This window comes from Iamia sp. (assembly GCF_035575815.1).
Lineage (GTDB): Bacteria > Actinomycetota > Acidimicrobiia > Acidimicrobiales > Iamiaceae > Iamia.
Genome location: NZ_DATLXO010000195.1, coordinates 1 through 26,341, shown reverse-complemented (window position 1 = coordinate 26,341; position 26,341 = coordinate 1). Strand labels below are relative to the sequence as shown.

Sequence of the window (26,341 nt, the reverse complement as noted above, 5' to 3'; positions counted from 1 at the left end):
CCCCTGTAGGGGGCGCCGTCACGCCTCGCCGAGGAAGCGGTTCGTGAAGGCCGGCTCCACGTCGATCGGCTCGTCGATCAGCTCGGCGTCGACCAGGAAGTCGACGAACTCCGTCCAGCGCTCGGTCTCCATGCGGCCCCACGCCGCGGGGTCCTCGGCGTAGCGGGTCGAGAGGTACTCGCTGCTGCGCTCGACGAGCTCGCGATCGAGCTCGGGCACGGCGTCGAGCAGCGCCTCGGCCGAGGCGTCGGGGTCGGCCATGGCCTCGCGGTAGCCCCGGGCCGTCACCTCCATGAACGAGGCGAGGGCGTCGGCGCGCTTCGAGATCACCTGCTCGCTGCTGGCGATCATCGGCGTGTACCAGTCGGGGATGCAGTCCTCGTGGTCGATGAACGGGATGGTCTGGGTCGCAAGGCCCTCGATCTCGCCCAGGCGGATGCCGTCCCAGGCGTCGAAGATCCAGACCGCGTCGTACTGGTCGCGGGTGAGGCCCAGGCGGTAGTCCGCCTCACCCACCTCGGCGAAGGTGACCTCGGAGGGGTCGCCGCCGTCGCACTCCACCAGGCGCTCGACCAGAGCGGTCTCGAGCTGGCCGCCGAAGCCGCCGTAGCTCTGGCCGGCCAGGTCGCGGGGGCGGGCGATGCCGTCGTCGGTGAGCGAGAGCAGGCTGGAGGTGTTGTGCTCGATGACCGCCGCCAGGCCCACGACGGGCACGCCCTCGGCGCGCGCCGGCACCAGCTCCTCCTGCACGGTGAAGGCCACGTCGGCCTTCCCCGAGCCGAGGATCTGCAGCGAGCCGGCGTCACCGGGCTCGATGATCTCGACGTCGAGGCCGGCCTCGGCGTACCAGTCCTCGGCCTCGGCCAGGTAGACGCCGGAGTGGTTGGTGTTCGGGCTCCACTCGAGCACCACCGTCAGCTCCTCGCGGTCACCTCCGGATGCCTCTTCGGGACCTCCGCCGTCGTCACCGCAACCCACGGCGGCCAGCGCCAGCAGGGTCGCGGCGGCCGCGGCGAGGAGCCGTCGGGGGGGCCGAGGGCGGGCGGGGCGGACGGGCGGGATGGGACGGGTGGTCACGAGGACACCTCCGGGTGAGCGACGACGGGCAGAGCCGGCGTGGGGGGGACGAGAGGTCGGGCATCGGCGCGCGACCACGGGGCGGCGAGACGGCCGAGCAGGCCGACGACGCCGTAGAGCGATGCCGAGAGCAGGGCCACGACGGCCACGGCGAGGATGATGCGGTCGACGCGGAAGCTGGCCTGGGAGCGGTTGATGAAGAAGCCGAGGCCCCGGGTGCCACCGGTGCCCTCGGAGATGACCGCGCCGGCGACGGCGTAGGCCGACGAGATGCGCAGGCCGGCGAAGAACGACCCCACCGCGGCCGGGATCCGCACCACTCGCAGGACCGTCGCGGTGCCACCGCCGAGGGCCCCGACGAGGTCGACCAGCTCGTCATCGGCGCCGTCGAGGCCGGCGACGGTGCTGATGGCCACCGGGAAGAAGGTGATCAGGGCGACCACGACGACCTTGGGGGTCAGGCCGAAGCCGAACACGACGGCGAAGAGCGGAGCCAGCACGATCATGGGGACCGTCTGGCTGGCCACGAGCAGCGGGCCGACGCTGCGCCGGGCGAGGGGCACGGCGCCGATCAGCAGGGCGAGGGCGGCCCCGGCGAGCGCGCCGCAGACCAGGCCGAGAGCGGTCTCGACGAGGGTCGCGGTCAGGTGCTCGGGCAGCAGGTGGGCGGAGTCGACCGCCGTGCGCGCCACCCGCGTCGGGGGCGGCAGCACGTACCCGGGGACGTCACGGAGCCGGACCCACCCCTCCCAGGCACCGAGCACCGCGGCGAGGAGCACCGCGGGAGGCAGGATCCGCCCCGCGACGCCGGCGGTCGAGGGCGGCCTCACCGCGGGTCCTCCGGGCGGGGGCGGTCGGGCACCGGCGGCCGTTCGTCGGCGGCGGGGTCGAGGGCGTGGGGGCGGACCACGGCGAGGGTGCCGCGGGTGATCGCGACCCGCACCGGCACCCCGGCGACCTCGTTGCTGATGCCGCGGGTGGACCCGGCGGGCAGCGTGGCCCCGCCGAGCTCCCACCGCAGGCCGGTGGTGGTGATGCCGTGGACGGCACCGTCGCGTGGCACCAGCGACACCTGCTCGCCGATCCGACCGTCGACATCGGTCGTGTCGCCGGTGAAGAGCACCTGGGCCGGGCCCATCCAGGCCTCCACCCGCCGGCCCGGCGCCACGATCGCCCCCAGGGCGCTGAACGTGGCCATTGTGTGGTCGAGGCGCCCACCGTGGCCGCCGACCACCACGATCCGCGAGGCCCCGGTCCCCACGGCCACGGCGAGGGCGAGCTCGAGGTCGGTGGCGTCCTTGTCCGGGTGGTGGTGTTCGACGCGCGCCCCGGCGGCGCGGAGGGCGGCCAGGGTGGCGGGTCCGATGGAGTCGAGGTCGCCGACCACCACGTCGACGGACACGTCCAGGGCGGCGGCGCGCTCGGCACCGGAGTCGGCCGCGACCACGAGGTCGACTGCCGGCAGCACGAGGGCGGGATGCGCGCCACCGCCGCCGGCCAGCACGAGCACCGTCTCCGTCTCGGTGTCCGGGCGCGGCAGGTGCCGCCGGGGCTGGTCGACAGGTGGGACTTCAGGCATTCGCGTCCCTCCGCTGGCATTACCCAGAGCAGGTTCACGGGTCGGCGACGCGCCGTCCGCCACGGTCGGCGGGGGCCGTCCGCCCTCTCAGCCCAGCTGCCCTGAGCTCCCCGGCGGTCAGCAGCCACCCTACCCGGGCGCGTCGGCAGTTCCTCGTCGCCCCAAGACTCGACGCGATCTAGCGTGACGGCGTGGGAGTGACGGTGCCCGACCCGAGAGCGGCGCTGCGCACCCTGGCGCGGGCCGCCGACCCCGGCGACGGCGAACCCGTGGCCGTCGGGGACCTCGTCGACCTGGGCAGCTCGGATCCCGGGCTCTTCGGCCCCGACAGCGCAGCCTGGCGCCTCCACGGCGACGCCGCCATGGTGATCGGCGGCTTCCGGTCGCTGCTGCTCCAGGCCCTGCACCCGGCGGTCATGGCCGGCGTGGCCGACCACTCGTCGTATCGCGAGGATCCCTTCGGCCGCCTGGAGCGGACGTCACGGTTCCTCGTGACCTCTGTGTTCGGCACCACCGCCGATGCCGAGCGGGCCATCGCCACCGTCAAGCGGGTGCACCGCCGGGTCACCGGCACCACACCCGACGGCACCCCGTACGACGCCAGCGATCCCCACCTCGTCACCTTCGTGCACGTCACCGAGGTGGACTCGTTCCTCGCCGCCAACCGGGCCTACGGCCGCCGGCCCCTCGCTCCCGGCGACGCCGACCGGTACTGCGCGGAGATGGCCGAGGTGGCCGAGCGCCTCGGCGGCGGCGGCGTGCCCCGCACCGCCGCGGCCACGCGCCGGTGGCTTGCTCAGCAACGCTCCGAGCTGCGCCTCGACCGCAACGGCCGGGCCGCGCTGCGCTTCGTCCTCAACCCGCCGGTGCCTCTGCGCGCCCGCCCCGCCCACGCCGCGGTGGCCACCGCGGCGGTCGGGCTGCTGCCCCTCTGGGCCCAGCGGGCACTGCTGCTGCCCGCCGTGCCGCCCGTCGACGTCCTCGTGGTGCGCCCCGGGGTGAACGCCATGCTGGCCGCGTTCCACTGGGCGTTCCCGCGCCAGGCCGGGAGCCTGGCCGCCGCCCGTGCTGCCGCCATCGCCTCTGGCGGCGGTCGAGCCGACGCCCCCTGAGATCCGCCGGGCAGCCGATCCGACCTCACCGGTACTGAGGGTCAGATTCACGTTCAGGGGCGAATCCTGCCCCGGAAGCTCACCCCTCGTTCTTGCGTACCTGAGTCGCGCCCGGCGCGACTCAGGTACGCAATGTCGGGAGAGATGGCCGAGGCTTTTCACGTTCTGGGGCGAATCGGTCCCCCAGAACCGATCACCACCTCGCCGGGCGGACCACCCCCCCGGCCGGCCGGTACCGTGCCGGCATGCGCCGCACCCTGTTCGCCGATGAGCACGACCAGTTCCGCTCCAGCGTCCGCTCCTTCGTCGCCAAGGAGATCGTGCCGTCGTTCCTCGACTGGGAGCGCGCCGGCATCGTGCCCCGCGAGGTCTTCACCGCAGCCGGGGCCCACGGGTTCCTCGGCATGGCGGCGCCGACCGAGCACGGCGGCGGCGGCGTCGAGGACTTCCGCTTCAACCTGATCCTCGGCGAGGAGCTCGCCTACGCCGGCACCGGCGGCGCCGGCCTGGGTCTGACCCTGCACAACGACATCTGCCTGCCGTACTTCCTCTCCCTCGCCACCGACGAGCAGAAGGCCCGTTGGCTGCCCGGCATCTGCTCGGGCGAGCTCATCACCGCCGTCGCCATGACCGAGCCCGCGATCGGCTCGGACCTGGCCGCCATGGCCACCACCGCCCTCCGCGACGGCGACCACTACGTGGTGAACGGGGCCAAGACGTTCATCACCAACGGCATCAACGCGGACCTGGTCATCACCGCAGTGAAGACCGATCCGTCCCAACGCCACCGGGGCATGAGCCTGATGGTGCTCGAGCGGGGGATGGAGGGCTTCGACCGGGGCCGCAACCTCGACAAGGTCGGCCTCCACAGCCAGGACACCGCCGAGCTGTTCCTCTCCGACGTCCACGTGCCGGTGGCCAACCTGCTGGGCGAGGAGGGCCGGGGCTTCGTGCACCTGGTGCACAACCTGCCCCAGGAGCGCCTCTCGATCGCCGCCGCCGGCGTCGCCGCCGCCGAAGCCGCCCTCGGCTGGACCCTCGACTACGTCAAGGAGCGCATCGCGTTCGGTCAGCCCGTCGGCTCGTTCCAGAACAGTCGCTTCGAGCTGGCGACGCTGCGCACCGAGATCGACATCGCCCGGGTGTTCGTCGATCGCTGCGTTCAGGCCCTCGACGCCGGCGAGCTCACGGCCGAAGAAGCGGCGGAGGCCAAGTGGTGGTGCACCGAGCTGCAGAAGCGCACCGTCGACCGCTGCCTGCAGCTCCACGGTGGCTACGGCTACATGCTCGAGTACCCCATCGCCCGGGCCTACCTCGATGCCCGCATCACCACCATCTACGGCGGCACGACGGAGATCATGAAGGAGATCGTGGGTCGATCCCTCGGCGTCTGATGACCGGGCCCCGAGGCCCACACGACCCGAGGGGTGCGCCAGCCGGGCGCCTCGTGCAGAGCGCGTTGAAGCCCCGCCCGCGGGCGGGGCTTCAACGGGCGAGCGAAGAGAGCGCTACTTCTTGCCCTTGAAGGTGTTCTTGATCTTGTCGACGGCGCCGGACAGCTTCTCCTTGGCGTCGCCGCTGGTCCGGTCGACCTTGCCCTCGCCCTTCAGCGAGTCGTCGCCGGTGAGGCTGCCCGCAGCTTCCTTCGCTCGGCCCTTGGCCTGATCGCTGTTGCCACTCATGGCGGTGCTCCTTGGTTGTGTGCCTTGGGTTCCTACCCGAAGCAGCCGACGGCTAACAAACCGGCGCCCCGGCCCCCGGGTGGCCTCCCAAGCGCTAGAGCTGGCCTTCGCCCTCTACGTTGGCGCCGGTCTCGGCTGCCTCCTGGTAGGCATCGGCGACGGTCTCGGGCACCTCGGTGCCGGCCCGCTCGGCGGCCGCCTCCTCCTCCGCGGTCGGCGGCCGATCGGCCTGGTGGGCGGCCTCGGCGTCGCCCTCGTCCGCGCTCGCGGTGGCGTCGTCGGTGCGGTCGGGGTCGTTGCCTGCGTTCGTCATGTCGGCTCCCTGCGGTTGAGATCGGGGGGTTCGGAGCGGCCGCGCCGTTGCCGCCGGCCCGATGATCGATGCCTACCCCATCGCGCCCGATCCACGCAGGTCCATGTGGCCTCGTCGCCCTCGTCGCCCGTTCTCGTGTCGTTGCGTGGCGCTCGGCGCGACGGTCCCGCGCGAGGACGGCCCGGGTTGCCAGAGGTGACCGTAGCCACCTGATGAGTACTGGTGTAGTGTTGTCGCAGTCGCCGTGCATCATTGCCCGGCGCCCGTTCAGAGATGAGGGCTCATGCAGACCGCCTACCCACCGGGCATGTCCGTTCCACCGGCGGAGCGACCGTCCGTCCCGGACACGCCGCTCCGTGGGCTGCTCGTGCTGGCGAGCCTCGGAGCGGCCGCCATCCACTTCGCCTATGCGCCCACCCACCTCGCGGCGAACACGGTGCACGGCGCGTTCTTCGTGCTGGTGGCCTGGTTCCAGCTCGGCTGGGCCCTCGCCGTTGGACTGCGTCCCTCCAGGGCGCTGTTCGGGCTCGGTGCCGTCGTCAACGTCGGCGTCATCGGCGTGTGGCTCGTGTCGCGCTCCATCGGCATCAGCGGCGAGACCGAGGCGCTGGGCTTCCCCGACTCGGCGGCCACAGCCCTGGCGGGTGTGGTGATCATCGGTTCCTTCGCGCGCGCCGCGGTGGGCCTGCCCCGGCGGCGCTTCCCGGAGGCCGGGACGGGCGCCTTCCTCGGGGCCTCCGCCGTCGCGGTGGCGGCCCTGGTCTCAGCCTCGATGGTGCCGTCGCTCAGCGGCGGGCACGGGCCGAGCGGTGAAGGCGAGGGCGGCCACCACGGTTCGGCGACCGAGGTCGACGCGACCGGTGTGGTCGACGAGGGGAACACCGACGCGGTGGCAACCGGCGACGACGGACAGGGCGCCGCCGCCGCTGGCCACGGAGACGCGGGCAGCGAGGGCCACGAGGATGTGGTCGCCGTTCCCTTCGACCCGGAGCTGCCGATCGATCTCGGAGGCACCGAGGGTGTGACACCGCAGGAGCAGGCCGAAGCCGAGAACATCATCGCCGTCACCCTCCTCCGGTTGCCGCAGTGGGCCGACGCGGCCACCGCCGAGGACGCCGGGTTCCGCTCGATCGGCGATGGGGCGACCGGCGTCGAGCACTTCATCAACCAGGAGTTCATGGACGACGACGCCATTCTCGATCCTGATCGGCCCGAGTCACTCGTGTACGACACCGAGGGCGGCGGACGCCGTCTGGTCGCGGCCATGTACATGACCGAGCCCGGGACCCCGCTCGAGGATGTCCCGGACCTCGGCGGCGACCTCATGCAGTGGCACGTGCACGACGACCTCTGCTACAACGCGGAGGGCAAGGTCGCAGGCATCACCAACGCGGAGGGCGAGTGCCCGGCCGGCCTCGTCAAGCCCGAAGAGACGCCGATGATCCACGTGTGGATCCAGGTGCACCCGTGCGGCCCCTTCGCTGCGCTCGAGGGAATCGGAGCCGGCAGGATCGCTGAGGGTGAGGAGCGCCTGTGCGACGAGGCGCACGGGGGCTGACCCCCGCTCGGCGGCGAGCGGGGCCCGGTCGGACCGGCGCCGTCGGTCTCGCGACGCACCGCCTGCGGCACTCGCGACCGCATGGCGATCCGTCGACGACCGGATCAGATGCTCAGCCACTCAACCGAGCATCGTCAGCGGAGGCCGAACCCTCGGCGTGGTCGGTGTGGGCCCGCACTGCGGCGAGCAGCTCGACGACGTGCTCGTCATGGAGCCGGTAGCGGATGTGGCGGCCGTCGCGACGCCCGATGACCAGGCGGGAGAGGCGCAGGACCCTGAGCTGCTGGGACACCAGGCTCGGCGAGAGGCCGCTGACGGCCGCCAGCTCCTCCACGGTTCGATCGGTCCCGTGCAGGCCGTAGAGCAGCCGGACCCGGCTCGAGGCGGCAAAGGCGCCCATGAGGCTGGCCATCCGGTCCGCCTCGGCGACGTCCATCGGCCGCCCGGCAGGAGGATGCTCGGTCCCTCGGGGCATGGCGTGAGCCTGACCCAACCACGGCGCTGACGCAACTACACCTGCACATACATGCACACGTACGGGTATGGTACCGGGGTGGACGGGCACCTCTTCGACTTCGACGACGTGGTGGTCGACAAGGCGGGGCGACGAGCGCTCGACGGCCTCACCGGCTACATCCCCGATCACCTGGTCACCGTGATCGCCGGACCGTCGGGCTCGGGCAAGACAACCTTGCTCCGGTTGTGCAACCACCTCGACACCGCGACCACCGGCACGGTCCGGTTCACGGGCCGCGCCATCGATCAGGTCGATCCGCTGCGCCTGCGCCGTGAGGTCGGCATGGTGTTCCAGCGCCCGACCCCGCTGCCGGGCACCGTCGCCGACAACCTCCGCGTGGCCCGACCGACCGCCACCGACGACGAGATCGACCTCGGGTTGGTGCGGGTCGGCCTGGACGGGTTCGCCACCCGGTCCGCCGACGAGCTCTCCGGTGGCGAGGCGCAGCGGATGGGCCTGGCCCGCACGCTGCTCACCAACCCCCGGTTCGTGCTCTTCGACGAGCCGACCAGCGCCCTCGACCCGTCCGCCACCAACGACATCGAAGCGCTCGTGGCCCAGCTCGCCATCGACGGCATCCCCAGCGCGTGGGTGACCCATGACATGGGCCAGCTCCGTCGCCTGGCCCACCACGCGGTCTTCGTGATCGACGGCGTCATCGCCCAGCAGGGCCACCTCGATGATGTGCTCAGCGCCCCCTCCCCCGCCATCGAGCGCTTCATCTCGGGCGACGCGCAGTGAACCGTGTCGACGTCGGCGCCACCGGGGTGGCTGCCTCGCTGGTCCTGGTGGCCGTCGCGATCATCTTGTCGATGCGAGAGCACCTGGGCCTCGAACGATCGATCCTCTGGGCCTGCGCCCGATCACTGGCCCAGATGCTGGTCATCGGTGCCGGCCTCGGCCTGGTCCTCGCCGACGGGGCACCCCTGCTCTACTCGTGGTTGTGGGTCGTCGCCATGGTGGTCATCGGCGCCATCACGGTCGCATCCCGGGCCCGAGCGGTCCCGGGCACCTTCACGATCGCTCTCGTCTCACTCGGCGCCGCCGAGGCGGTCAGCCTGCTCGTCGTGTTCGGCCTGGGCATCTTCCCGCTCGAACCCCGCACCCTCGTCCCGACCGCAGGGATGATCATGGGCAACGCCATCGGCGCCACCGTTCTCGCGGCGCGCCGGACCCTCACCGAGATCCGTGAGCACCGCGACCAGATCGACGTCCGGCTCTCGCTCGGACAACGGGGCTCCACCGCCGTGTGACCGCACCTCAGTGACGCCCTGCGCACCTCGGTCACCCCGCAGATCGAGCAGACCAAGATCGTCGGCCTCATCGCCCTCCCGGGCACGATGACCGGCCTGCTCCTTGCCGGTGTCGATCCCGTCCAAGCCGTCCTCGCCCAGACCGTCGTGATGTTCCTCATCCTCGGTTCGGTCACCATCACCGCCGTGGTCGTCGGTCGAGGGGTCTCTCGCCGACTCGTCACCGCGGATCACCGCCTGGAGCTCCCCGGAGCTCCCCGCCGACAGAGCACCCGGTGGCTCTGGCGCCCCGGGCCTTGAGGACGACGACCGGACCTTCCCGCCCCCGACGACTACCGACGCAGGAGGTCCTTGGCGATGTGGGTGATCTGGATCTCGTCGGTGCCGGCCCGGAGCCCGCAGGGCGACCAGACCAGCACAGCTCGAATCCGCGGCGCAGCCGCCGATCGACGCCGGCACCCGCTCCGACCCCAACGACTACCGACGCAGGAGATCCTTGGCGATGTGAGTGATCTGGATCTCATCGGTGCCGGCGTAGATCTGGAGGACCTTGGCGTCGCGGGCGAGCTGCTCGACGCGGAACTCGCTCATGTAGCCGTTGCCGCCGAAGAGCTGCACCGCTTCGAGGGCGACCTCGGTGGCGGCCCGAGCCGAGTAGAGCTTCATGGCCGAGGCCTCGGCGAGGGTCATGCTGCGCCCCGCGGCCGACATCTCGATGGTGCGGAACACCAGGTTCTCGACGTTCAGCCGAGCGACCTCCATGCGGGCCAACTTGTCCTGGATGAGCTGGAACTGGCCGATGGGTTGGCCGAACTGGACCCGGTCCTTGGCGTAGGCGACGGAGAGGTCGAGGCACTCCTCGATCATCCCGAGGGCCATGGCGGCCACGCCGGAGCGCTCCTGCATGAACGTGGCCTTGGCGCCCTCGCGGCCGCCCTTGGCCACGTCCTCGGTCTCGCCGATGAGGCGGTCGGGGCCGACGCGCACGTCATCGAGGAACAGCTCACCGGTCGGCGAGGAGTGCATCCCCATCTTCCGCAGCGGCTTCGACTGCTCGAGGCCTGGCGTCCCCTTGTCGAGGACGAAGGAGAGGATCTTGCGCTCGGTGGGGTCGTTGCCCTCGTCCAGCTTGCAGATGTACACGATCGTGTCTGCGTAGGGGCCGTTGGTGATGAAGGTCTTGGACCCGTTCAGCACATACTCGTCACCATCGCGGCGGGCCGTGGCCTTCATCGAGCCGAAGGCGTCGGAGCCCGAACCGGGCTCGGTGATGGCCCAGGCGCCGATCTTCTCGAGGGTGAGCAGCTCAGGGATCCAGCGCTCCTTCTGGGCGATGGTGCCCTTGCTGGAGATGGCGGCCGAGGTGAGGCCCATCGACACGCCCATGGCGGTGACCATGCCGGGGCAGACCCGGCACAGCTCGATGATGGGGATGAGCGTGAGCGACGAGGCCCCGCCGTCACCGTCGCGCGACGGCTTCTCGGGCGGGGTCTCCCCCGCCTCCACCGCGGCGGCGACGGCCTTCTCGAAGTCCATCTGCTTCGCGAAGCGCTCCCGGGCGGCTGCGTCCATGCCGAAGTCGCGGAACAGCTTGCGGAGCACGTCGTAGGGCGGCGTGTCGCCGTGCTCGAACTCGTCGATCCGCGGTCGGATCTCCTTGTCGATGAACTGGCGCACCGCGCCCCGGACCATCTCGTGCTCGTCGCTCCACTCGTACACCGAGACTCGCCTTCGTTCGCCGGTTGACGGGCCCACGGTAGGGCGGACTTGACCGACCGGTCTAGTCGCCGGCTCTGACGTCAGCGGGCGGGGTCGACGATGGCCCGGTCGATCGGGCGGTCGCGGACGCTGGAGGAGAACACCATCGACGTGGTGGTGGCGCCGAAGGCGCCGATGGCGCCGACCAGCTCCTCGAGGCGTCGCATCGAGGTGGTGCGCACCCGCACCACCATGCAGTCCTCGCCCGTCGTGTGGTCGCAGTGCAGCACCCGGTCGCCCGAGGCCTACGCCGCCGGCCACATCCCGGGCGCCGTGAGCCTCCCGCACGCCACCATCGACGCCGCCGCTCTGGCCTCCCTCCCGGCCCGTGCCCTGCTCGTCACCTACTGCTGGGGCCCGGCGTGCAACGCCGCCGCCAAGGGCGCGGCCCGCATCGCCGAGCTCGGCCGCCCGGTGAAGGAGATGATCGGTGGGATCGACGCCTGGCGGGCCGAGGGCTTCCCCGTCGAGCACGGCCAACCGGTCCCCTCCGACGCCGCCTGAGCCCCCTCGAACTGGTCCCGCGCTCGGTGCCCCCCCCGCCACCAGATCGGTGACCAGTTCGCCGCGGGTCGGGGTCGCCCACCGGGGGCGTGACGGGGGTCGAGGGGAACGACCTGCCACGATGGCGCTTCGTGCTGCGCCTCTCCCGTCGCCCGACGGTCGTCGCCGTCCTGGCCTTCGTCTTGCTCCTGGCCGCGTGCAGCAGCGCGGAGCCCGACGCCCGGGTGGTACGCAAAGCGGTTCCCACCTCGTCCCCGGACCGCGGGCCGGGCGGCGGGTCCGCGACGAGTGGGTCGGAGGACCCCATCGGCCCCGCCGACCCGGCGGTCCACGCCACGCTCAGCGCATGGGAGCCGTGCCGGGCCGACTTCGAGTGCGCCACCCTGACGGTGCCGCGCGACTGGGCCGAGGTCGCCGGCGAGACGCTCGAGCTGGCGGTGATCCGCCAGGTGGCGACGGGCGAGCGCGTGGGCTCGCTGGTGTTCAACCCGGGCGGCCCGGGCGGCTCGGGGATCGACTTCCTCCGGAGCTTCAGTTCCGCCGGTCTGCCCGACGGCCTCGACGAGCGCTTCGACCTGGTGGCGTGGGACCCGCGGGGCACGGGCCGCTCCGAGCGCGTCGACTGCACCACCGACGAGGAGCTGCTGGAGCCCGACCTCGACCCGACGCCCGACGACCAGGCCGACATCGACGCCATCCGGGCCGAGGCGGAGGCCGGCGCCGAGGTCTGCGACCGCGAGGTCGGTGACCTGCTGGGCCTCGTCGGCACCCGGGCCACGGTGCGCGACCTCGATGCCCTGCGCGGCGCCCTCGGTGACGAGGGCCTCTCCTACGTGGGCTACAGCTACGGAACCACCATCGGCATGGAGTACCTGCGCCTCTACCCCGGTCGGGTGCGGGCGATGGTGCTCGACGGCGTCTCGGTGCCCGGCGTTGATCCCATCGAGGACACCCTCACCCAGGCCCGTGGCTTCGAGCGCACCCTCGGCGTGTACCTCGACGGCTGCGCCGAGCGACCCGACTGCCCGCTCGGCGCCGCTCCCAAGCAGACGCTGCTCGACCTCGTCGACCGGCTCGAGGCCGAGCGGATCCCCGCCTCCTACGCGCTGGACACGCCGGACCCGGTCGACCGCGAGGGCACCGTCGGGCCCGGGGAGCTCTACATCGCCGTGGTCTCCACGCTGTACTCGACCGCGGACTGGCCCCAGCTCGACCGGGGCCTGTCCGAGGCCCTGGCCGACCCGCCGATGGGCCGGACGCTCCTCGCCCTGCGCGACTCCTACCTCGGGCGCGAGCCCGACGGCACCTGGAACGACGACATCGATGCCCGCAGCGCGATCCGCTGCGCCGACCAGGAGGCCCGCTCCGAGCAGCCCGAGGGCGACCTCTCCTACGCCGAGGAGTGGGCCGTCGAGCTCCCGTTCTGGGGCGCGTGGTTCGGGACCGGCAACCCCGGATGCTGGGGGACGCCCGAGGCCGTCGACCCGCTCCGCCCGCTGGAGCCCGGCGCCATCGCCGGCGCCCCGCCGGTGGTGCTGATCGGATCGACCAGGGACCCGGCCACCCCCTATGAGCAGTCCGAGGACGCCCAGCGCATCATCGAGGGTTCGGTGCTCGTGACCTACGTGGGCGAGGAGCACACCGCCTACCGGTCGCTCTCGGACTGCATCGACGAGCCGGTGACCGCCTACCTGGTCGACGGCACCGTCCCCCCCGCCGGGCTTCGCTGCGAGGCCTGACGCCCGAGCCGGACAGCCGCTCGCGGCTCAGGGGCCCGCGGGTCGCGCGCCGTGCTCCCCGGCGCGCGCCGGCACGGCTCAGCCGAGCAACGACCGGAGCTGGTCGATGCCCACGACGTTGGCGCCTCGCGCCCGGGCGCCGGCGCGCACCCGACCGTCGTCGGAGGCCACCACCACGGGGCGATCCTCAGGCAGGCCGTCGACGAGGTCGAGGATCACGTCGTCGGCCTCGATGCCCTCGGCGGTGAACTGCACTCGCAGGCGGCGGGAGCCGGCCGGGCCCCGGCCGACGCCTTCCTCGACGCCGTCGAAGACCACCGTGGTGTCGATGCCGCAGCGAGCCTCGAGCCCGTCGAGGGCGGCCACCAGACGCTGGCGTTGGTCGCTGATCGGCTGACCCGGCCAGGTGGCCATGGTGATGTTGTAGCCGTCGACGAGCAGCGCGGCCCGGGGCAGGCGCACCAGGTGGGCCGCAGCCTCGGCCGAGTCGTCGTGCACGCCGCCCGGCAGAGGGGCGACCCGGCGAGTCCCTCCCTCCCGCGCCCGGCGGCGGGGACGGGTTGGGGCCCCGGGCACCGGAGGCGGGACGGTCGTGGAAGACGACGAACTCGGCGCGCCGGCTCCGAGGGTGGGTTCCGCGACGAGGGCGGCCACCTCGGCCAGCGACGCGGCGAGGGCGGCGGCGGCCCGGCTCGATCGATCAACCGCCGCTGCGACCGCAGCCCGGTCGAGCGGCGAGCCGTCGACCACGGGCGCCACCGGGGCCCCCGCGCTCGGCTCGGGGGGATCGACCACGGCGGGCGTGGGCGAGGGCGGTGCATCGACAGCGTCCGGCGCCGGGGCCGAAGCGACCGGCGTCGACGTCGGATCGACCATGGCTGACGCCGGGGCCGCGGACCCCTCCTCGGTCGCGCCGGGCGCAGGACCGGGACGGTCCCGCACCTCGTCCCGCAGGGAACGCATGTCGCGGTGGAGACGCTGGTGAGCCGCCTCGAAGGTCTTCAGCGAGCGCACCGCGGTTGCCCTCTCGGCGGCCAGCGCCTCGATGCGCACCGCGTCCTGGTGCGCCCGGGCGGCGTCGGCCTCGGTCGCGGCGCGCAGGGCCTGCACCTCGGCCCGGAGGTCGGCGGCTTCGGTGAGGGCTGCGTCGCGCGCCGACTCGGCCGTGACCCGGGCCCGGCGGTCGCGGTCGAGCCGGCGGCGGGCGTCGGCCTCCTCGGTTGCGGTCGCGTGGTCGGCCACCAGCGCGTCGAGGGCCTCCTCCCACCCCTCGGGCCGCCCCAGCCACAGCTGCTCCGCCGGGTTCAGGTCCTCGGGTCCGACGAGGGTGGCGACGAGCGCTCGGAAGTCGTCGTCGTCACCGGCGCGGTCCGCGGCGACCAGGGCCCGAGGAACCCGCTTGGCCATGCGCACGTACGGCCGCAGCGGCGGGGGGACGGCAGCGGGGTCACCAACGCGGGCGACGTCCGCGGCCAGCTCCAGGATGGCACGCAGCAGGTCGGTGCGGGCCGTGGTCGTCCCCGCCGATCCCGGCATCGCGAAACGTCCCGTCCTAGGCGCCGGTGAGGGGCTGGACGTTCCCGGTCGGGCCGCACCAGGTGCACTCGACGGACTCCACGTCCTCGGCGAGCAGCTCGGCGCGCTCGACCGTGAGCTCACCGCCCACCGTGTAGTGGTGGAAGGAGCGGGTGCGCCGGGTCGCGGTGACGTCGAAGCGGGTGAGGTTGCCACACGAGGTGCACCGGTACCGCCGCCCCGTCGAGGAGGTCACGTCAGCCACGGCCGCATCGTACCGACGGCGACGGTCGGCCGAGGCCTCCGGGTTCCGGACCGTTGACACCAAACACCTGTTCGTCTACCGTCGCGCACCGTGGCCGCACGGACGAGCGATGCGACGAGACCAGGTCAGGCCAGCTTCGACGACCTGGGCACCCCGCTGCACCAGGTCACGTTCTGCGTGATCGACATCGAGACCACCGGAGGCCGGGCCACCGACGGGGGCATCACGGAGATCGGCGCGGTCAAGCTGCGGGGCGGAGCGTGCGAGGGCACCTTCCAGACCCTCGTGAACCCCGGCCTGCCCATCCCACCGCGGATCACGGTGCTCACCGGCATCACCGACAGCATGGTCTTCCCCGCGCCCCGACTCGGTCCCGTGCTCGCCGCCCTGCTCGAGTTCGTCGGCGACGCGGTCATCGTGGGTCACAACGTCCGCTACGACCTGGGGTTCCTCAACGCGGCGCTGGAGAACCACGGCCGGGCCCGCTTCGCCAACCGGTCGGTCGACACCTGCGCGCTGGCCCGACGCCTGGTGCGCGACGAGGTGCCCAACTGCCGGCTCGGCACCCTGGCGGAGTGCTTCGGCCTCGCCCACCAGCCCTCGCACCGGGCCCTCGACGACGCCCTGGCCACCGGCGACCTGTTGCACCTGTTGCTCGAGCGGGCCGCCGGCCTGGGCGTCCTCGGCCTCGATGACCTGATCGCACTGCCGAAGATGGCCGCGCACCCGCAGGCCGCCAAGCTGGTCCTGACCCGCAACCTCCCCCGCGCCCCGGGGGTGTACCGCTTCCGAGATCGTCACGGGCGGGTGCTCTACGTGGGCAAGGCCACCGACCTCCGGTCGCGGGTGCGCTCGTACTTCTCGAGCGACGAGCGGCGCAAGGTCGGCCAGCTCCTCCGCGAGGTCGAGGCGGTCGACACCATCGTGTGCTCCAGCACGCTGGAGGCGTCGGTCCTCGAGCTGCGCCTCATCCGGGCCCTCGACCCTCGCTTCAACCGCCAGGGCCGGGCCCGCGGCAGCCGGACGTGGGTGAAGCTCACCGCCGAGGCGTTTCCCCGCCTCTCGGTCGTGCGCGTGGTGCGCCCCGACGGTGCCGACTACTTCGGCCCCTTCGCCTCCCATCGGGCTGCGGCCCACGTGGTGGAGGCGATCCAGACGGCGCTGCCGATCCGGCACTGCACGGGCGCGCCCGGCCGTCGTGGGGCCCCGTGCGCGGCCGCCCAGCTCGGACGGGCCCTCTGCCCCTGTGGGGGCGACCTCGACCCCGAGATCTACGCCGGGGTCGTCGACACCGTCCGGACCGGGTGGCGCAGCCGCCCCGACCTGCTGCTCTCGCCGCTGGCCGAGCGCATGGACGCGCTGGCCGCCGCCGAGCGCTACGAGGAGGCCGGCGACGTGCGCGACCGGGCCGCCGCCATCGCCACGACCCTCCGCCGGGGGCGCCGCATCGATGCCCTGCGGGCCAGTGGGCGCACCGAGCTGGCCCTCCCCGGCGGCGCGGGAGCGGTCCTCGACGCGGGGGTGCTGGTCGCGGCCTGGGGGTCAGACGGCCAGGTCCGCGCCCTCGACATGGTGACCGGCGTCCCTCCGCCGGCCGTCGAGCCCGGGCCCGCACCCTCCGATGCGCTCGCCGCCGAGCTGCTGTGCGTGGCGGCGTGGCTCGACCGCGCCGCGGGTCGGGTGCGGATCGAGTCGAGCACCGGCGGCTTGGCGTCGAGCTGGCCGCCGCTGCCGGACTTCACCGCCCGGCGCCGTCCCGTTGCGCCCATCGACCGGGACCGGGACCATGACCGACGAGGCGACCGCGGCGACGGGCGCTGGTCGAGCCCGACCCGGGCCGCCGCCCTGTCGGGCGTCGCTGGGCGCCGGTAACCTCTCGGTGTGGACGCACTGGGTACCTTCCTCCTCGTGGTCCTCGCCATGGGGCTCGTGTCCTTCCTCATCGTTCGCGCCGCCGTGCTCCTCGGAGCCCGGGCGCTGGCCAGGCGCAACCGGGTCAGTCCCACCCTGGCGTCCCCCGCACCTCTCACCTGGCTCGGTCAGCCGGGCGCCGCCGCCCGCCTCCACCGGCGCCTGCGCGCCGCGGTGGCGGTGGCCCGGGCCGCGTCCGCCTCGGCGCCCTCCGCCGAGCGCCTGGCCGACCTCTCCGCCGAGCTCGAGCAGGAGGCGGTGGCCATCGACTCGCACCTGGTGGTCATCTCGCACCTCACCGGCAAGGACCGGCGCCTGCGCCTCGCCCCCCTCGCCCTCCAGGTGCAGCGCGTGGAGCAGGTCGCGTCGCAGATCTCCCTCCACGCCGCCCAGTCGCAGGCCCCGCTGCGCGCGGACGGTCAACGCTCGACCCTCGACGACCTGGCCCACCAGCTCGAGGTGCTGGAGGAGGCCCGCACCGAGGTGACCGACATCGAGGCGGCGGCCGGAGTGCGGCGCGTGAGCCCCTACGCCGTCCCCGACCGCCTCGCCGATCCCCGCGCCCAACCCGGCGGCTGACCCTCATGCGAGCTTTGGACACGAGCTGACCGACCTGGCCGAGTCGTTGCGATCTGACACGCTCCGACAGCATCCGCCTCGCCCAAGCCACCACCGCAAGCGGGGCGTCGAAGACGAACATCGGGACCGGGCCGTCATCTCCGAGGCGTTCGACGAGGCGGGCGAGCTGGTCGACTGTTGCGGTGGTGGCGTCTTCATGCGGGGTGATGCGCTGGGCGTCAACGGGTGCGGTCCCAGGAGTCCGGGGCCCAGTCGAAAGTCGAGCTGGTGATCCACTGATAGGACCAGCCGGCGGTGATCGACTGACCGGCGGAGTGCTTGGACGCCGACTAGTAGAAGCCCCGTTCAGGGCTGGTCTCGGCGTCGCAGCGGTCCCAGGTCGACGCGTCGACGGCGAACACCGCCGGCCAGTCCCTGGCCGATTCGGCGACCAGGAGCCCCCGTAGCGATCGGTGTCGATGGGTGCCGGCCGCGATCGCCTGGCCGGGACCACAACCTCTCCGCCGTGGGCGGCGACGGTGGGGTGTGCAGTGTGCAGAGGGTCATGATCGTGTTCGATCGCGGTGCGCCTGTTGTGTTCAGCGTCTTCGATCTGGTCAGCCGGCGACGAGCCGCTCATCCTTGGCGAAGTTGATGTAGCCGCCGTAGTCGTCGCCGGCCTCTTCGGACGTCCAGCCGAACAGCTGGCCGTAGAACGCTCGGGTGCGATCCGGATCAGAGGTCAGGAGGTCGATCCAACAGGGGGCACCGAGGGGGGTGAGTCACGCTGCGGCACGGGAGGCTCCTTCAGGAAGGCGGATGCAGTCATGACCTTCGACCGCTCGGCGCCCGGGAACTCATCGGTGCCGGCGCGAAGACTGCGAGCCGGGCAGCCGCCACATCTGGTGCAGCGACGGGCCGTCGGGCAGGTCGATCCGCCCCGTCTCCTCGAAGCCGTGGCGTCGGTAGAGCGACATGTTCCTCGGGTTGGTGGACTCGAGGTAGGCCGGCTGGACGTCGTCATCGCACATGGTCAGCACCGGTCGCAGGACCCGGGAGCCGAGGCCTTGGCCCTGGCGCTCCGGGAAGGTGCTCACCACGTTCAGGTACCAGTGGGGCTCGTGCGGGTGCGCCTCCACCATGGCGAAGCCCAAGATCCCGAGGCGCTCGAGGACGTCGTCCGGGAAGGGGCTGCCCGCCGCATCGCCGCTGCCCTCGTCCTGAACCCGGTCGCCGGCCGTGCGGCCGTGCTGGTGGTCGGGCGTCCGCCAGCACGCGGCGCAGGCGTCGTCGACGAGGTGCACCACTCCCCCGTCCGGCAGCATGTCGCGCGCCATGCTCCCGAAGACCAGGCGGAGCTGCGGGAGCCGGGCGGCCGGATCGGGGAAGACCCACTTGAACACGGGGTCGTCGTGGAACCCGGCCGCCGCGATGCGCGCCAGGAGCTCGATGTCGTCACGGGTGGCAGCTCGGACGTCGGGCACTGACCGCGACCGTACCGGCCGCCGACGCAGCCCTTCGAGAAGCCCGGTGGGTGTCCTACGCCGGTGGGACAGGCTGCGGCGGAGCCGGTGGGCCGATGTAGCGGGAGCTGGGTCGGATGATGCGCCCGTCGTCCGCCTGTTCGAGGGCCTGGGCGCACCTCAGCGTCGACCCTGGACCCGACGCGCCGGTCGCCGCTCGCCTCTGGTCACGGCTCACCGCAGGACCGCCCCGCCGGTCCCGGCTCCGAGCCCTCGATGCCGGCGTGCCCGTGCCGGACCTGGCCTGCTTCTGTCTGGCGGGAGTCGGACGTGACGTCACGGCTTCTCGACCCGGACCCCGGGATCATCGGCCAAGAGCCGGCGCAGATCCGACGGGTCGGTGGTGAAGACCAGACCGCTTCCCGCGGCGGCGGCATGGGCGGCAACGATGGCATCGATCCCGCCCGGGATCCGCCGCCCGCCGGACCGCTCCACCGCGAAGCGCAGGATGCCGGCGTGCCGAGCCAACGCCGGATCGGTGTCGACCGTCCCGAGACGGTTGATCACCTGGTTGACCGGTGCGTCGGCCGGTCGGCCGGTGATCGCCTCGGCCAACACGACCGTCGGGATCACCGGCGTCCAACCCTGACTCACGAGGTCGTGCAGCACCCAGCGGAACTCCTGGTTCGTCGTCGCCCGGTCGATCACCCCTGCGTCGAGAACGACGACGGGATCTGTCACTGCGCCGAGCGGTCCTGAAGCTGCGCCGCTCGGCGGGTGGCGCGATCCCTGACGTGCTGGGGCGTGGGATCGGCCGCCTCCCGCTCCTCCAGGTACTCGAGGAAGGCGCGATGTCGAGCGTCGCGATCGAGCTTCTCGCTCAGAGCTGCGTCCAAATAGGACGACAGCCCTCGGGGGCCCGCAACCTGCCGAGCGTGCTCGATGGCCTCCGCCTCGAGCGTGACCGAAACCTTCTGCGTCGCCATGCCGGGCACGCTATCAGCCGAACATCGCCTCCATATCGCCTATCGACCTCTGTGGGGCTGACAAGGAGATGAGCGTGCCGGGGTGCGTCACGTCCCTCGAAGGGCCGCAGGTCAGGAGATCGCTCTCGTGATGTCCAGTGCTGCTCCGTACCCGCCCGGCGAGCGCTACGGCTACCCCCTCTACATCCATTGCGGGATGGATCAGCTCTACGAGGTGAACGGGCACACCTGGCGGCGCTTCGACGACGGGCCCGAGGTCGATACGGGAGCCGGCGAGGGCGGATCCGACGACTGGCCCATCGCCCAGCAGGCGATCTTCGGCTTCGTCACCCTCGTCGAGGACGACCTCATCAAGTACTCGATCGCCGGGGGCGAGGTGATCGCCACCTACGTCCCGACCAACGCCGAGCCCGAGGTGTGCATGTGACCGCCCGGCGCCCTCAGAGGTCGTCGGTGCGGGCCGCGACCGAGCTGGTGACCAGCCGGTCGAGGGCGTCGGACGCGGCGCCGGAGTCCAGCGCAGCGCGGGCGGCGGCGACGCCAGCGGAGTAGTCGGGCACCTCACCGGCGGCGACCAGCCCGGCCGCGGCGTTGAGCACCACGATGTCGCGGTGGGGTCCGGCGTCGCCGGCCAGCACGGCGCGGGCGAGGCGGGCGTTGGTGGCCGGGTCGCCGCCGCGCAGATCTTCGATGCGGGCCGGGCCCAGGTCGTAGGTCCGGGGGTCGACCGTGAGGGGACGGACCTGGCCGTCGACCACCTCGATCACGTTGGACGTGGTGGTGATGGTGATCTCGTCGAGGCCGTCGCCACCGTGCACGACGAAGGCCCGCTCGGCACCGTGGTCGAGGAGGACCTCGGCCATGCGCTCGGCCATGGTCGGGTCGCCGACGCCGACGACGTAGCGGCGCACCCGGGCCGGGTTGGCCAGCGGTCCGAGGATGTTGAACACCGTCGGCACGCCCAGCTCCCGGCGGGTCGGCCCGGCGTGGCGCATCGAGGCGTGGAACCGCGGGGCGAAGCAGAACCCGATGCCCGCCTCGGCCACGCACCGGGCCACGCCCTCGGGGCCCAGGTCGATGACCACGCCCAGGGCCTCGAGCAGGTCGGCCGAGCCGCAGGATGAGGACGCGGCCCGGTTGCCGTGCTTGCAGACCCGCCCACCGGCGCCGGCGACGACGAGGGCGGCGATGGTCGACACGTTGATCGAGTGGCTGCGGTCGCCGCCGGTGCCGACGATGTCGACGACCCCGTCGACCGACGGCAGGGGCACGACCTCCGACGCTGCGAGCATGGCGTCGAGCAGCCCGCCCATCTCGCTGGTGGTCTCGCCCTTCATGCGCAGGGCCACGATGAACGCCGCGATCTGGGCCGAGGTGGCAGCACCGGAGAGGATCTCGGCCATGGCCGCCCGCGCCTCGACCGGCGTCAGGTCCCGCCGCCCGGTGAGCGCCCCGAGCACCTGCGGCCACCCGCCCAGCTCCGCCAGCGGAGGGGTGGCGGTGGGGTCCGGGACCGGCTCCGACATGGCGTCCGAACCTAGAGCACCCGGCCGGTGTACCGGTTCTGTCGCGGTGAGACGCCACCGCTGGCCCGTGACCGCATGATGACCTCGGCCTCCCCGTCGTCACCGTCGACGGGAGCCTCGACCCCGGCGCTCTGCTCGTCCAGGCCCTCCGTCGCCCGCATGGACATCGTCGAGTGACCGAAGGTTCCCGAGGTTCTCGGCCCCCATGGCCGATCGGGGCCGGGCCGAGACCAGGGCGGGCTCAGGGCAGGGGCAGGCGGAGCTCGACCTCCCGGAGGTGGGGGGCCGGCTCATACGGCCGCTCGGTGCCGGTGGGCTCGAAGCCGAGGGCGTCGTGGAACGCCCGGGCGTGGGCGTTGCGCTCGACCAGCCACTGGCGCAGCTCGCCCGCACCGGTGCCCATGGCCCAGTCGCGCACCTGGGTCACCAGGGCGTCGGCCACGCCGATCTGGCGGAACCCCGGGGCGGACCACAGCGATGTCAGGGTGGCGGCGCCGTCGTCGGTGCGAAAGGCGCTCACCATGCCCGCGGTGTCGCCCTCGACCTCCGCGAACCAGGTGCCCTGGTCATCGGCGACGCTGTGGGCCTCGGCGACCCGGGTCCACGCCTCGCCGGGCCGGGCCTCGGCGGCCGCCAGGTTGGTGGTGAAGGCGCCGGGGCTGTCCGCGATGGCGTCGAGGCGGACCCGGCGCAGGTGCGCGCCGTCGTCGGGGCCGATGCGTCGGATGATGATCTCTGCCCCCTGCGACCCGACCGGCCCGGTCACGCTGTCGCCCTCAGGCCGTCCGGCGCCGCTGGCGGATGATCCGCCGGCGCTCTCGCTCGGTGCACCCGCCCCAGATGCCCACCTTCTCGCGCACGCCGAGGGCGTGCTCGAGACAGAGGTCCACAACCGGGCACTGGGCGCACACGGCCTTGGCGTCGAGGCACTCGTCCTCGTCGTCGGCCGGGTAGAAGATCGACGGGTCGAGTCCCTTGCAGGCGGCCTGGCGGCGCCACGGTGGGGTGCTCATCGGATCGCTCACTGTGCGTCTCTCTCGGCCCCGGGCGGGAGCCGCGCGGGGTCCGGTCGGGCGGGAAGGAGCGAGTATCGCCGTGGCCCAGGCCGCATGTCCAGATGACACCGCCGGTTCCTTCCGGCGACGTGGCGGGGAGGTCGCCACGCACTGACGTGTTCTGACGAGGACGAGGCGGTCCCTCGGGATCGGCCTCCCGGTCGGGGCCGTGGTTCAGGCGGGGGGCGAACCGGTGAGGTCCGCGACGAGCTCGGCTCGGGACTCGGGCAGCAGCTCGGTCTCATGCGGGTACTTCTCGTGGTTGACCACAGCACGCACCGGCCCGCCCTGGACCTGTGCGACCTGCTCGGGGGTCAGGGTGAAGTGCACGTAGTGCACCGCGGCGGTGACCTCGTCGCGCGTGAGCTGGCGCTGGTGGTCGGGATCGACCTGGCAGCGCACCACCGTGGTCGCGTCGCCCTCGCCCAGGTGCAGCTCGATCGCCGTCTCGATGCCCACCAGCAGCGGTAGCCACTCGAGCATGGCGTACTCGTCGGTCAGCTCGATGAAGAGCGTCGCCGCGAGCTGCCCGGGCTCGGGGATGAGCGGGTTGTAGGTGTCGAGCTCGGCCTGGATGCCCTCGTCGGAGGAGATCCGCTCGACCCGGGCCATCTCCTGGATCTGGAAGCGGATGGTGTCGCGGTTCTCGAACAGCAGGGTCACGAAGGGCCCCACGGTGATGCGCCGCCGCTTCTTCAGGGCGATCACGTGGCGGCGGAAGTCGTCGCGCTCGCGCTCATAGGCGCGGATCTCGGTGATGTCGTCGATGGTCAGCTTGGACATGGTGGTCCTTTGCTGCGAGGGCGCAGGAGGGGCAAGACCGTCGCCCCGCCCGGGCCCGCAGCGCGGGTCCGGGCGGAGGTGGATCGAACGGTCAGGGGCAGAGGACGGGGGGCCGTCCCCCGGTGAGCCTCAGGTGAGCGTCGCCAGCGACTCGAGGCCCTGCTCGAAGCGACCGGCGTGGCTCTTCTCGGCGCGGGCGAGGGTCTCGAGCCACTCGGCGACCTCCTCGAAGCCCTCCTCGCGAGCGGTCTTGGCGAAGCCCGGGTACATCTGGGTGTACTCGTAGGTCTCGCCGGCGATGGCCGACTTCAGGTTCTCGTCGGTGCCACCGACGGGCTCACCGGTGGCGGGGTCGCCGACCTCGGCGAGGAAGTCGAAGTGACCGAACGCGTGGCCCGTCTCGCCCTCGGCGACCGAGCGGAACAGCGCGGCGACGTCGGGGTGGCCCTCGATGTCGGCCTTCTGGGCGAAGTAGAGGTAGCGACGGTTCGCCTGGCTCTCGCCGGCGAAGGCTTCCTTGAGGTTCTCTTCGGTCTGGGTGCCCTTGAGCTCAGCCATGGTGCAGTACTCCTGTGTTGGTGTGGATCCGACCGCGGCGCGGTGCGGTGGGCCCGTGGGCCCGGGTCTCGCCGTCGTCGTCAGCCGTGGTCGGCCGCCGGCGAGCAGTGCTCGCAATAGCCCCGGAAGACGATCTCGGTGGTCGTGACGGTGAAGCCGCCCTCGCCGCCCGCGGGAACGGCGACCTCGCCGAAGTCGGCGTAGAGGTCGCGAACGGCGCCGCACCCGTCGCACACCATGTGGTGGTGCGGGGCGAGGGTGGGATCGAAGCGGGTGGAGCCGGTGCCGAGGTCGAGCGACACGAGCTCGCCCATGGCGGCCAGGTCGTTCAGGGTCTGGTACACGGTGCGCAGCGACACGGTGGGCATCTGGCTCACCACCTCGGCGTGGACCGCCTCGGCCGTGGGGTGCACTGCACTGTCGTGCAGCACGCCGAAGATGCACTGCCGCTGGGGCGTGACCTTGAGGCCTCGCTGGCGGAACAGGTCGGTGAGCTCGTCGGGGGACTTCACTGCGTCGAACCTACCGCCCTCCCTGCTCGATGACAACCGTTGTTGTCCAACACTCGCTGCAGGGTGGGCGGGCTCAGCGGTGGCCGGGGGGCAGGGCCGCGAGCTCGGCCACGGCCTCGGGGATCGGCGTCGGTCCCCCCACCACCTCGACGACGTGGCCGATGGCGCGGGAGTCGGTGAGCACGTGCGCCAGGACGGCGGCGACGTCGCCGCGTGGTACCTCGCCGCGAGGCACGTGGAGCCCCACGGTGACGTGCCCGGTGCCCGGGTCATCGGTGAGCCCGCCGGGGCGGACGATGGTGACGTCGAGGCCCGAGGCCAGGGCGGCGGCATCGGCGGCGGCCTTGGCCCGCAGGTACACGCTGAAGACCTCGTCATCGGACGGCGGGTCATCGGCGCCCATCGAGCTGACCACCACGTAGCGCCGGAGCCCGACCGCGGCGGCCGCGGCGACGGTGCGCTCCACCCCCCGCTGGTCAACGCTGACCTTGCGCTCGGCGCCGCTGCCGGGCCCGGCTCCGGCGGCGAAGACCACCGCGTCGGCGCCGTCGAGGGCGGCGGCCACGTCGGTGGCCTCGTCCTCGATGTCGCAGACCACGCCCGCGGCGCCGTCGGCCACCACGTCGTCGATGTGGTCGGGGTTGCGGACCAGAGCCCGCACCTCGTGGTCACGGGTGACGAGCAGGCGGGACAGGCGGCGGGCGATCTGGCCGTGTCCTCCGATGATGGCGACGATCATGGGTCCGAGGGTAGGAGCGGGATCGGCGGGTGCCACGTGCGGCTCTCGGCAGGCATCGGGCCGCGGCAGGGGTCGGCCGGGCGGGTGGGCTCCGGGTGGGAGGCCCACGACGGTCCGCCGTAGGATCCCCCGCCTATGCGCGCCCTCCCCCTCTGTGAACTCCGCCGGTGATCGGACCGGGCTGGTTCGACCGTGCCGACGCCCTGCGCCGCCTGGCCGACGACGGCGTCGACGTGCTGGTCGTGGGGGGCGGTGTGACCGGCGCCGGCTGTGCCCTCGACGCCGCCTCGCGGGGGCTCCGCACGGGGCTCATCGAGCGTGACGACTTCGCCTCGGGCACCTCGTCGAAGTCCTCCAAGCTGGTGCACGGCGGCCTCCGCTACCTACAGCAGGGCGAGGTCCGCCTCGTCTACGAGGCGCTCCACGAGCGCCAGCGCCTCCTGCGCAACGCGCCCCACCTCGTCTCGGTCCTCCCCTTCCTCATCCCGATGTTCACCGGCAAGGGCGGAATGCTGAACTCCAAGCTGTCGCGCGCCCTCGGCTCGGCCATGTGGGCCTATGACCTGACCGGCGGCCTGCGCATCGGCAAGCGCCACGAGCGGATCTCCGCCGAGGAGGCCGTCGCCCACATGCCGACGTTGCGCGCCGACCGCCTGGCCGCGTCGTACCTCTACTACGACGCCCAGGCCGACGACGCCCGCCTCACCCTCGCCCTGGCCCGGACCGCCGCGATCGACCACGGCGCCGCGGTCGCCAACGGCGCCCGCCTGGTGGGCCTGGACAAGGACGCCACCGGTCGGGTCACCGCCGCCCGGGTCAACGCCGACGGCCGGGAGCTCACGATCCGGTGCCGGGCGGTGGTCAACGCGGGCGGCGTGTGGGCCGACGACGTGCGGGCGCTCGACGAGGGCACCCACCCCGACTCGATCCGCCCCGCCAAGGGCGTGCACATCACCGTGCCCTGGGACCTGGTGCGCAACGACATCGCCGCCGTGGTGCCGGTGCCGGGCGACAAGCGCTCGGTGTTCGTCGTGCCGTGGGGCGACCTGACCTACATCGGCACCACCGACACCGACTACTCCGGTCCGATCGACGACGCCCACTGCACCGCCGCGGACGTGGCCTACCTGCTCAAGGCCATCAACGGGGCCATCACCGGCACCATCACCGAAGCCGACGTCGTCGGCACGTGGGCCGGGTTGCGGCCGCTGGTGAAGTCGGTCACCTCGGGCCGCACGGCCGACCTCTCGCGCCGCCACCAGGTGGCGCCGTCGCCCTCGGGCGTGGTGTCGGTCACCGGCGGCAAGCTCACGACCTACCGCGAGATGGCCGCCGATGCCATCGACGCGGTCGTCGCCACGCTGCCCGGCGACCAGCC

At 72.8% G+C, this 26,341-nt stretch carries 31 protein-coding genes and 3 pseudogenes; 11 read left to right on the top strand and 23 right to left on the bottom strand.

The genetic code is table 11. The features are described from left to right. Positions 1 to 18 precede the first annotated feature (18 nt). Genes VNL12_RS19785 through VNL12_RS19775 form a run of 3 tightly spaced genes read right to left on the bottom strand, consistent with a single transcriptional unit; the run spans position 19 to position 2,656 of the window. Positions 19 to 1,077 carry an ABC transporter substrate-binding protein gene (locus VNL12_RS19785; protein WP_325596946.1) on the bottom strand — a complete coding sequence of 353 codons (1,059 nt, stop codon included), beginning with the start codon at positions 1,075 to 1,077 and terminating at the stop codon, positions 19 to 21. Beyond that, entirely contained in the window at positions 1,074 to 1,907 is an 834-nt protein-coding gene (locus VNL12_RS19780; RefSeq protein WP_325596945.1) for an ABC transporter permease, read from the bottom strand. The genes VNL12_RS19785 and VNL12_RS19780 overlap by 4 nt, the downstream gene beginning before the upstream one ends. Next, positions 1,904 to 2,656, bottom strand: coding sequence for a thiamine diphosphokinase (locus tag VNL12_RS19775; RefSeq protein ID WP_325596943.1), 753 nt, complete (start codon positions 2,654 to 2,656; stop codon positions 1,904 to 1,906). The genes VNL12_RS19780 and VNL12_RS19775 overlap by 4 nt, the downstream gene beginning before the upstream one ends. A gap of 191 nt (positions 2,657 to 2,847) precedes the next feature. Here VNL12_RS19775 and VNL12_RS19770 point away from each other — a divergent pair, with 191 nt between their 5' ends. Both VNL12_RS19770 and VNL12_RS19765 read left to right on the top strand, forming a co-directional pair. Further along, positions 2,848 to 3,768: an oxygenase MpaB family protein gene (locus tag VNL12_RS19770; RefSeq protein WP_325596941.1), complete on the top strand. Its 921-nt coding sequence runs from the start codon at positions 2,848 to 2,850 to the stop codon at positions 3,766 to 3,768. A gap of 245 nt (positions 3,769 to 4,013) precedes the next feature. Next, entirely contained in the window at positions 4,014 to 5,162 is a 1,149-nt protein-coding gene (locus VNL12_RS19765) for an acyl-CoA dehydrogenase family protein (protein ID WP_325596939.1), read from the top strand. Between the two features lie 114 nt (positions 5,163 to 5,276). Here the strand turns inward: VNL12_RS19765 and VNL12_RS19760 are convergent, their stop codons facing one another. Both VNL12_RS19760 and VNL12_RS19755 read right to left on the bottom strand, forming a co-directional pair. After that, positions 5,277 to 5,450, bottom strand: coding sequence for a CsbD family protein (locus VNL12_RS19760; protein ID WP_325596937.1), 174 nt, complete (start codon positions 5,448 to 5,450; stop codon positions 5,277 to 5,279). A 94-nt stretch (positions 5,451 to 5,544) separates the two neighbouring features. Further along, on the bottom strand, positions 5,545 to 5,763 hold the full coding sequence (locus VNL12_RS19755) for a hypothetical protein (protein WP_325596935.1): 219 nt from the start codon (positions 5,761 to 5,763) through the stop codon (positions 5,545 to 5,547). Between the two features lie 307 nt (positions 5,764 to 6,070). On the opposite strand from VNL12_RS19755, the gene VNL12_RS19750 reads away from it, so the two are divergent. Continuing rightward, complete coding sequence (locus VNL12_RS19750; protein WP_325596933.1) at positions 6,071 to 7,321, top strand: hypothetical protein; 1,251 nt, start codon at positions 6,071 to 6,073, stop codon at positions 7,319 to 7,321. Positions 7,322 to 7,433: 112 nt separating this feature from the next. Here the strand turns inward: VNL12_RS19750 and VNL12_RS19745 are convergent, their stop codons facing one another. Beyond that, complete coding sequence (locus VNL12_RS19745) at positions 7,434 to 7,733, bottom strand: metalloregulator ArsR/SmtB family transcription factor (RefSeq protein ID WP_325596931.1); 300 nt, start codon at positions 7,731 to 7,733, stop codon at positions 7,434 to 7,436. Between the two features lie 141 nt (positions 7,734 to 7,874). Between VNL12_RS19745 and VNL12_RS19740 the strand changes: the two genes are divergently transcribed. After that, positions 7,875 to 8,579: an ATP-binding cassette domain-containing protein gene (locus VNL12_RS19740; RefSeq protein WP_325596929.1), complete on the top strand. Its 705-nt coding sequence runs from the start codon at positions 7,875 to 7,877 to the stop codon at positions 8,577 to 8,579. Then, positions 8,576 to 9,391, top strand: a pseudogene (locus tag VNL12_RS19735) (ABC transporter permease). The gene VNL12_RS19740 and the pseudogene VNL12_RS19735 overlap by 4 nt, the downstream one beginning before the upstream one ends. 177 nt (positions 9,392 to 9,568) lie before the next feature. Here the strand turns inward: VNL12_RS19735 and VNL12_RS19730 are convergent. Both VNL12_RS19730 and VNL12_RS19725 read right to left on the bottom strand, forming a co-directional pair. After that, a complete protein-coding gene (locus tag VNL12_RS19730; protein WP_325596927.1) occupies positions 9,569 to 10,810 on the bottom strand; it encodes an acyl-CoA dehydrogenase family protein in 1,242 nt (413 codons plus the stop codon). Between the two features lie 80 nt (positions 10,811 to 10,890). After that, positions 10,891 to 11,031, bottom strand: a complete 141-nt coding sequence (locus VNL12_RS19725) for a hypothetical protein (RefSeq protein ID WP_325596925.1) — start codon at positions 11,029 to 11,031, stop codon at positions 10,891 to 10,893. On the opposite strand from VNL12_RS19725, the gene VNL12_RS19720 reads away from it, so the two are divergent. Both VNL12_RS19720 and VNL12_RS19715 read left to right on the top strand, forming a co-directional pair. Beyond that, the gene (locus VNL12_RS19720; RefSeq protein ID WP_349257890.1) at positions 11,024 to 11,353 is read left to right on the top strand and encodes a rhodanese-like domain-containing protein; all 330 of its coding nucleotides are present in this window, start codon (positions 11,024 to 11,026) and stop codon (positions 11,351 to 11,353) included. The genes VNL12_RS19725 and VNL12_RS19720 overlap by 8 nt on opposite strands. Before the next feature lie 131 nt (positions 11,354 to 11,484). After that, positions 11,485 to 13,092: an alpha/beta hydrolase gene (locus VNL12_RS19715; protein WP_325596923.1), complete on the top strand. Its 1,608-nt coding sequence runs from the start codon at positions 11,485 to 11,487 to the stop codon at positions 13,090 to 13,092. A 78-nt stretch (positions 13,093 to 13,170) separates the two neighbouring features. Here the strand turns inward: VNL12_RS19715 and VNL12_RS19710 are convergent, their stop codons facing one another. After that, positions 13,171 to 14,628, bottom strand: a complete 1,458-nt coding sequence (locus VNL12_RS19710; RefSeq protein WP_325596921.1) for an NYN domain-containing protein — start codon at positions 14,626 to 14,628, stop codon at positions 13,171 to 13,173. Positions 14,629 to 14,644: 16 nt separating this feature from the next. Next, positions 14,645 to 14,872: a hypothetical protein gene (locus tag VNL12_RS19705; protein WP_325596919.1), complete on the bottom strand. Its 228-nt coding sequence runs from the start codon at positions 14,870 to 14,872 to the stop codon at positions 14,645 to 14,647. Positions 14,873 to 14,962: 90 nt separating this feature from the next. On the opposite strand from VNL12_RS19705, the gene VNL12_RS19700 reads away from it, so the two are divergent. Together VNL12_RS19700 and VNL12_RS19695 are read left to right on the top strand one after the other, a co-directional pair. After that, entirely contained in the window at positions 14,963 to 16,744 is a 1,782-nt protein-coding gene (locus VNL12_RS19700) for a DEDD exonuclease domain-containing protein (RefSeq protein WP_325596917.1), read from the top strand. 9 nt (positions 16,745 to 16,753) lie between these two features. Continuing rightward, a complete protein-coding gene (locus VNL12_RS19695) occupies positions 16,754 to 17,362 on the top strand; it encodes a hypothetical protein (RefSeq protein WP_325596915.1) in 609 nt (202 codons plus the stop codon). A 599-nt stretch (positions 17,363 to 17,961) separates the two neighbouring features. Here VNL12_RS19695 and VNL12_RS21085 read toward each other — a convergent pair. The 5 genes and pseudogenes from VNL12_RS21085 to VNL12_RS19680 all read right to left on the bottom strand — a co-directional run. Further along, a pseudogene (locus VNL12_RS21085) lies at positions 17,962 to 18,096 on the bottom strand (VOC family protein); the annotation flags it as partial. 102 nt (positions 18,097 to 18,198) lie between these two features. Further along, positions 18,199 to 18,825, bottom strand: a complete 627-nt coding sequence (locus VNL12_RS19690; protein WP_325596913.1) for a GNAT family N-acetyltransferase — start codon at positions 18,823 to 18,825, stop codon at positions 18,199 to 18,201. 55 nt (positions 18,826 to 18,880) lie between these two features. Next, positions 18,881 to 18,979: pseudogene (locus VNL12_RS21080) on the bottom strand (citrate synthase); the annotation flags it as partial. A 161-nt stretch (positions 18,980 to 19,140) separates the two neighbouring features. Then, complete coding sequence (locus VNL12_RS19685) at positions 19,141 to 19,545, bottom strand: hypothetical protein (protein WP_325596911.1); 405 nt, start codon at positions 19,543 to 19,545, stop codon at positions 19,141 to 19,143. Then, a complete protein-coding gene (locus VNL12_RS19680) occupies positions 19,542 to 19,790 on the bottom strand; it encodes a hypothetical protein (RefSeq protein ID WP_325596909.1) in 249 nt (82 codons plus the stop codon). The genes VNL12_RS19685 and VNL12_RS19680 overlap by 4 nt, the downstream gene beginning before the upstream one ends. A 130-nt stretch (positions 19,791 to 19,920) precedes the next feature. Here VNL12_RS19680 and VNL12_RS19675 point away from each other — a divergent pair, with 130 nt between their 5' ends. After that, on the top strand, positions 19,921 to 20,217 hold the full coding sequence (locus tag VNL12_RS19675) for a hypothetical protein (protein ID WP_325596908.1): 297 nt from the start codon (positions 19,921 to 19,923) through the stop codon (positions 20,215 to 20,217). A 13-nt stretch (positions 20,218 to 20,230) separates the two neighbouring features. Here VNL12_RS19675 and trpD read toward each other — a convergent pair whose 3' ends face one another. From trpD to VNL12_RS19635, 8 genes are all read right to left on the bottom strand, one after another. After that, positions 20,231 to 21,316, bottom strand: a complete 1,086-nt coding sequence (trpD, locus tag VNL12_RS19670; RefSeq protein WP_325596906.1) for an anthranilate phosphoribosyltransferase — start codon at positions 21,314 to 21,316, stop codon at positions 20,231 to 20,233. 11 nt (positions 21,317 to 21,327) lie between these two features. Next, positions 21,328 to 21,477 (bottom strand): hypothetical protein, encoded by a 150-nt coding sequence (locus VNL12_RS19665; RefSeq protein ID WP_325596904.1) that lies wholly within the window; start codon positions 21,475 to 21,477, stop codon positions 21,328 to 21,330. A gap of 80 nt (positions 21,478 to 21,557) precedes the next feature. After that, complete coding sequence (locus tag VNL12_RS19660; RefSeq protein ID WP_325596902.1) at positions 21,558 to 22,082, bottom strand: GNAT family N-acetyltransferase; 525 nt, start codon at positions 22,080 to 22,082, stop codon at positions 21,558 to 21,560. Positions 22,083 to 22,092: 10 nt separating this feature from the next. After that, a complete protein-coding gene (locus VNL12_RS19655) occupies positions 22,093 to 22,329 on the bottom strand; it encodes a WhiB family transcriptional regulator (RefSeq protein WP_325596900.1) in 237 nt (78 codons plus the stop codon). 216 nt (positions 22,330 to 22,545) lie between these two features. After that, on the bottom strand, positions 22,546 to 23,154 hold the full coding sequence (locus VNL12_RS19650; protein ID WP_325596898.1) for a DUF3501 family protein: 609 nt from the start codon (positions 23,152 to 23,154) through the stop codon (positions 22,546 to 22,548). Positions 23,155 to 23,283: 129 nt separating this feature from the next. Further along, on the bottom strand, positions 23,284 to 23,712 hold the full coding sequence (locus tag VNL12_RS19645) for a rubrerythrin family protein (RefSeq protein WP_325596897.1): 429 nt from the start codon (positions 23,710 to 23,712) through the stop codon (positions 23,284 to 23,286). An 80-nt stretch (positions 23,713 to 23,792) separates the two neighbouring features. Next, positions 23,793 to 24,224, bottom strand: a complete 432-nt coding sequence (locus tag VNL12_RS19640) for a Fur family transcriptional regulator (RefSeq protein ID WP_325596895.1) — start codon at positions 24,222 to 24,224, stop codon at positions 23,793 to 23,795. 73 nt (positions 24,225 to 24,297) lie between these two features. Then, on the bottom strand, positions 24,298 to 24,963 hold the full coding sequence (locus VNL12_RS19635; RefSeq protein WP_325596893.1) for an NAD(P)H-binding protein: 666 nt from the start codon (positions 24,961 to 24,963) through the stop codon (positions 24,298 to 24,300). 167 nt (positions 24,964 to 25,130) lie between these two features. On the opposite strand from VNL12_RS19635, the gene VNL12_RS19630 reads away from it, so the two are divergent. Next, on the top strand, positions 25,131 to 26,341 hold a 1,211-nt coding region (locus tag VNL12_RS19630; RefSeq protein ID WP_325596891.1), incomplete at its 3' end, for a glycerol-3-phosphate dehydrogenase/oxidase.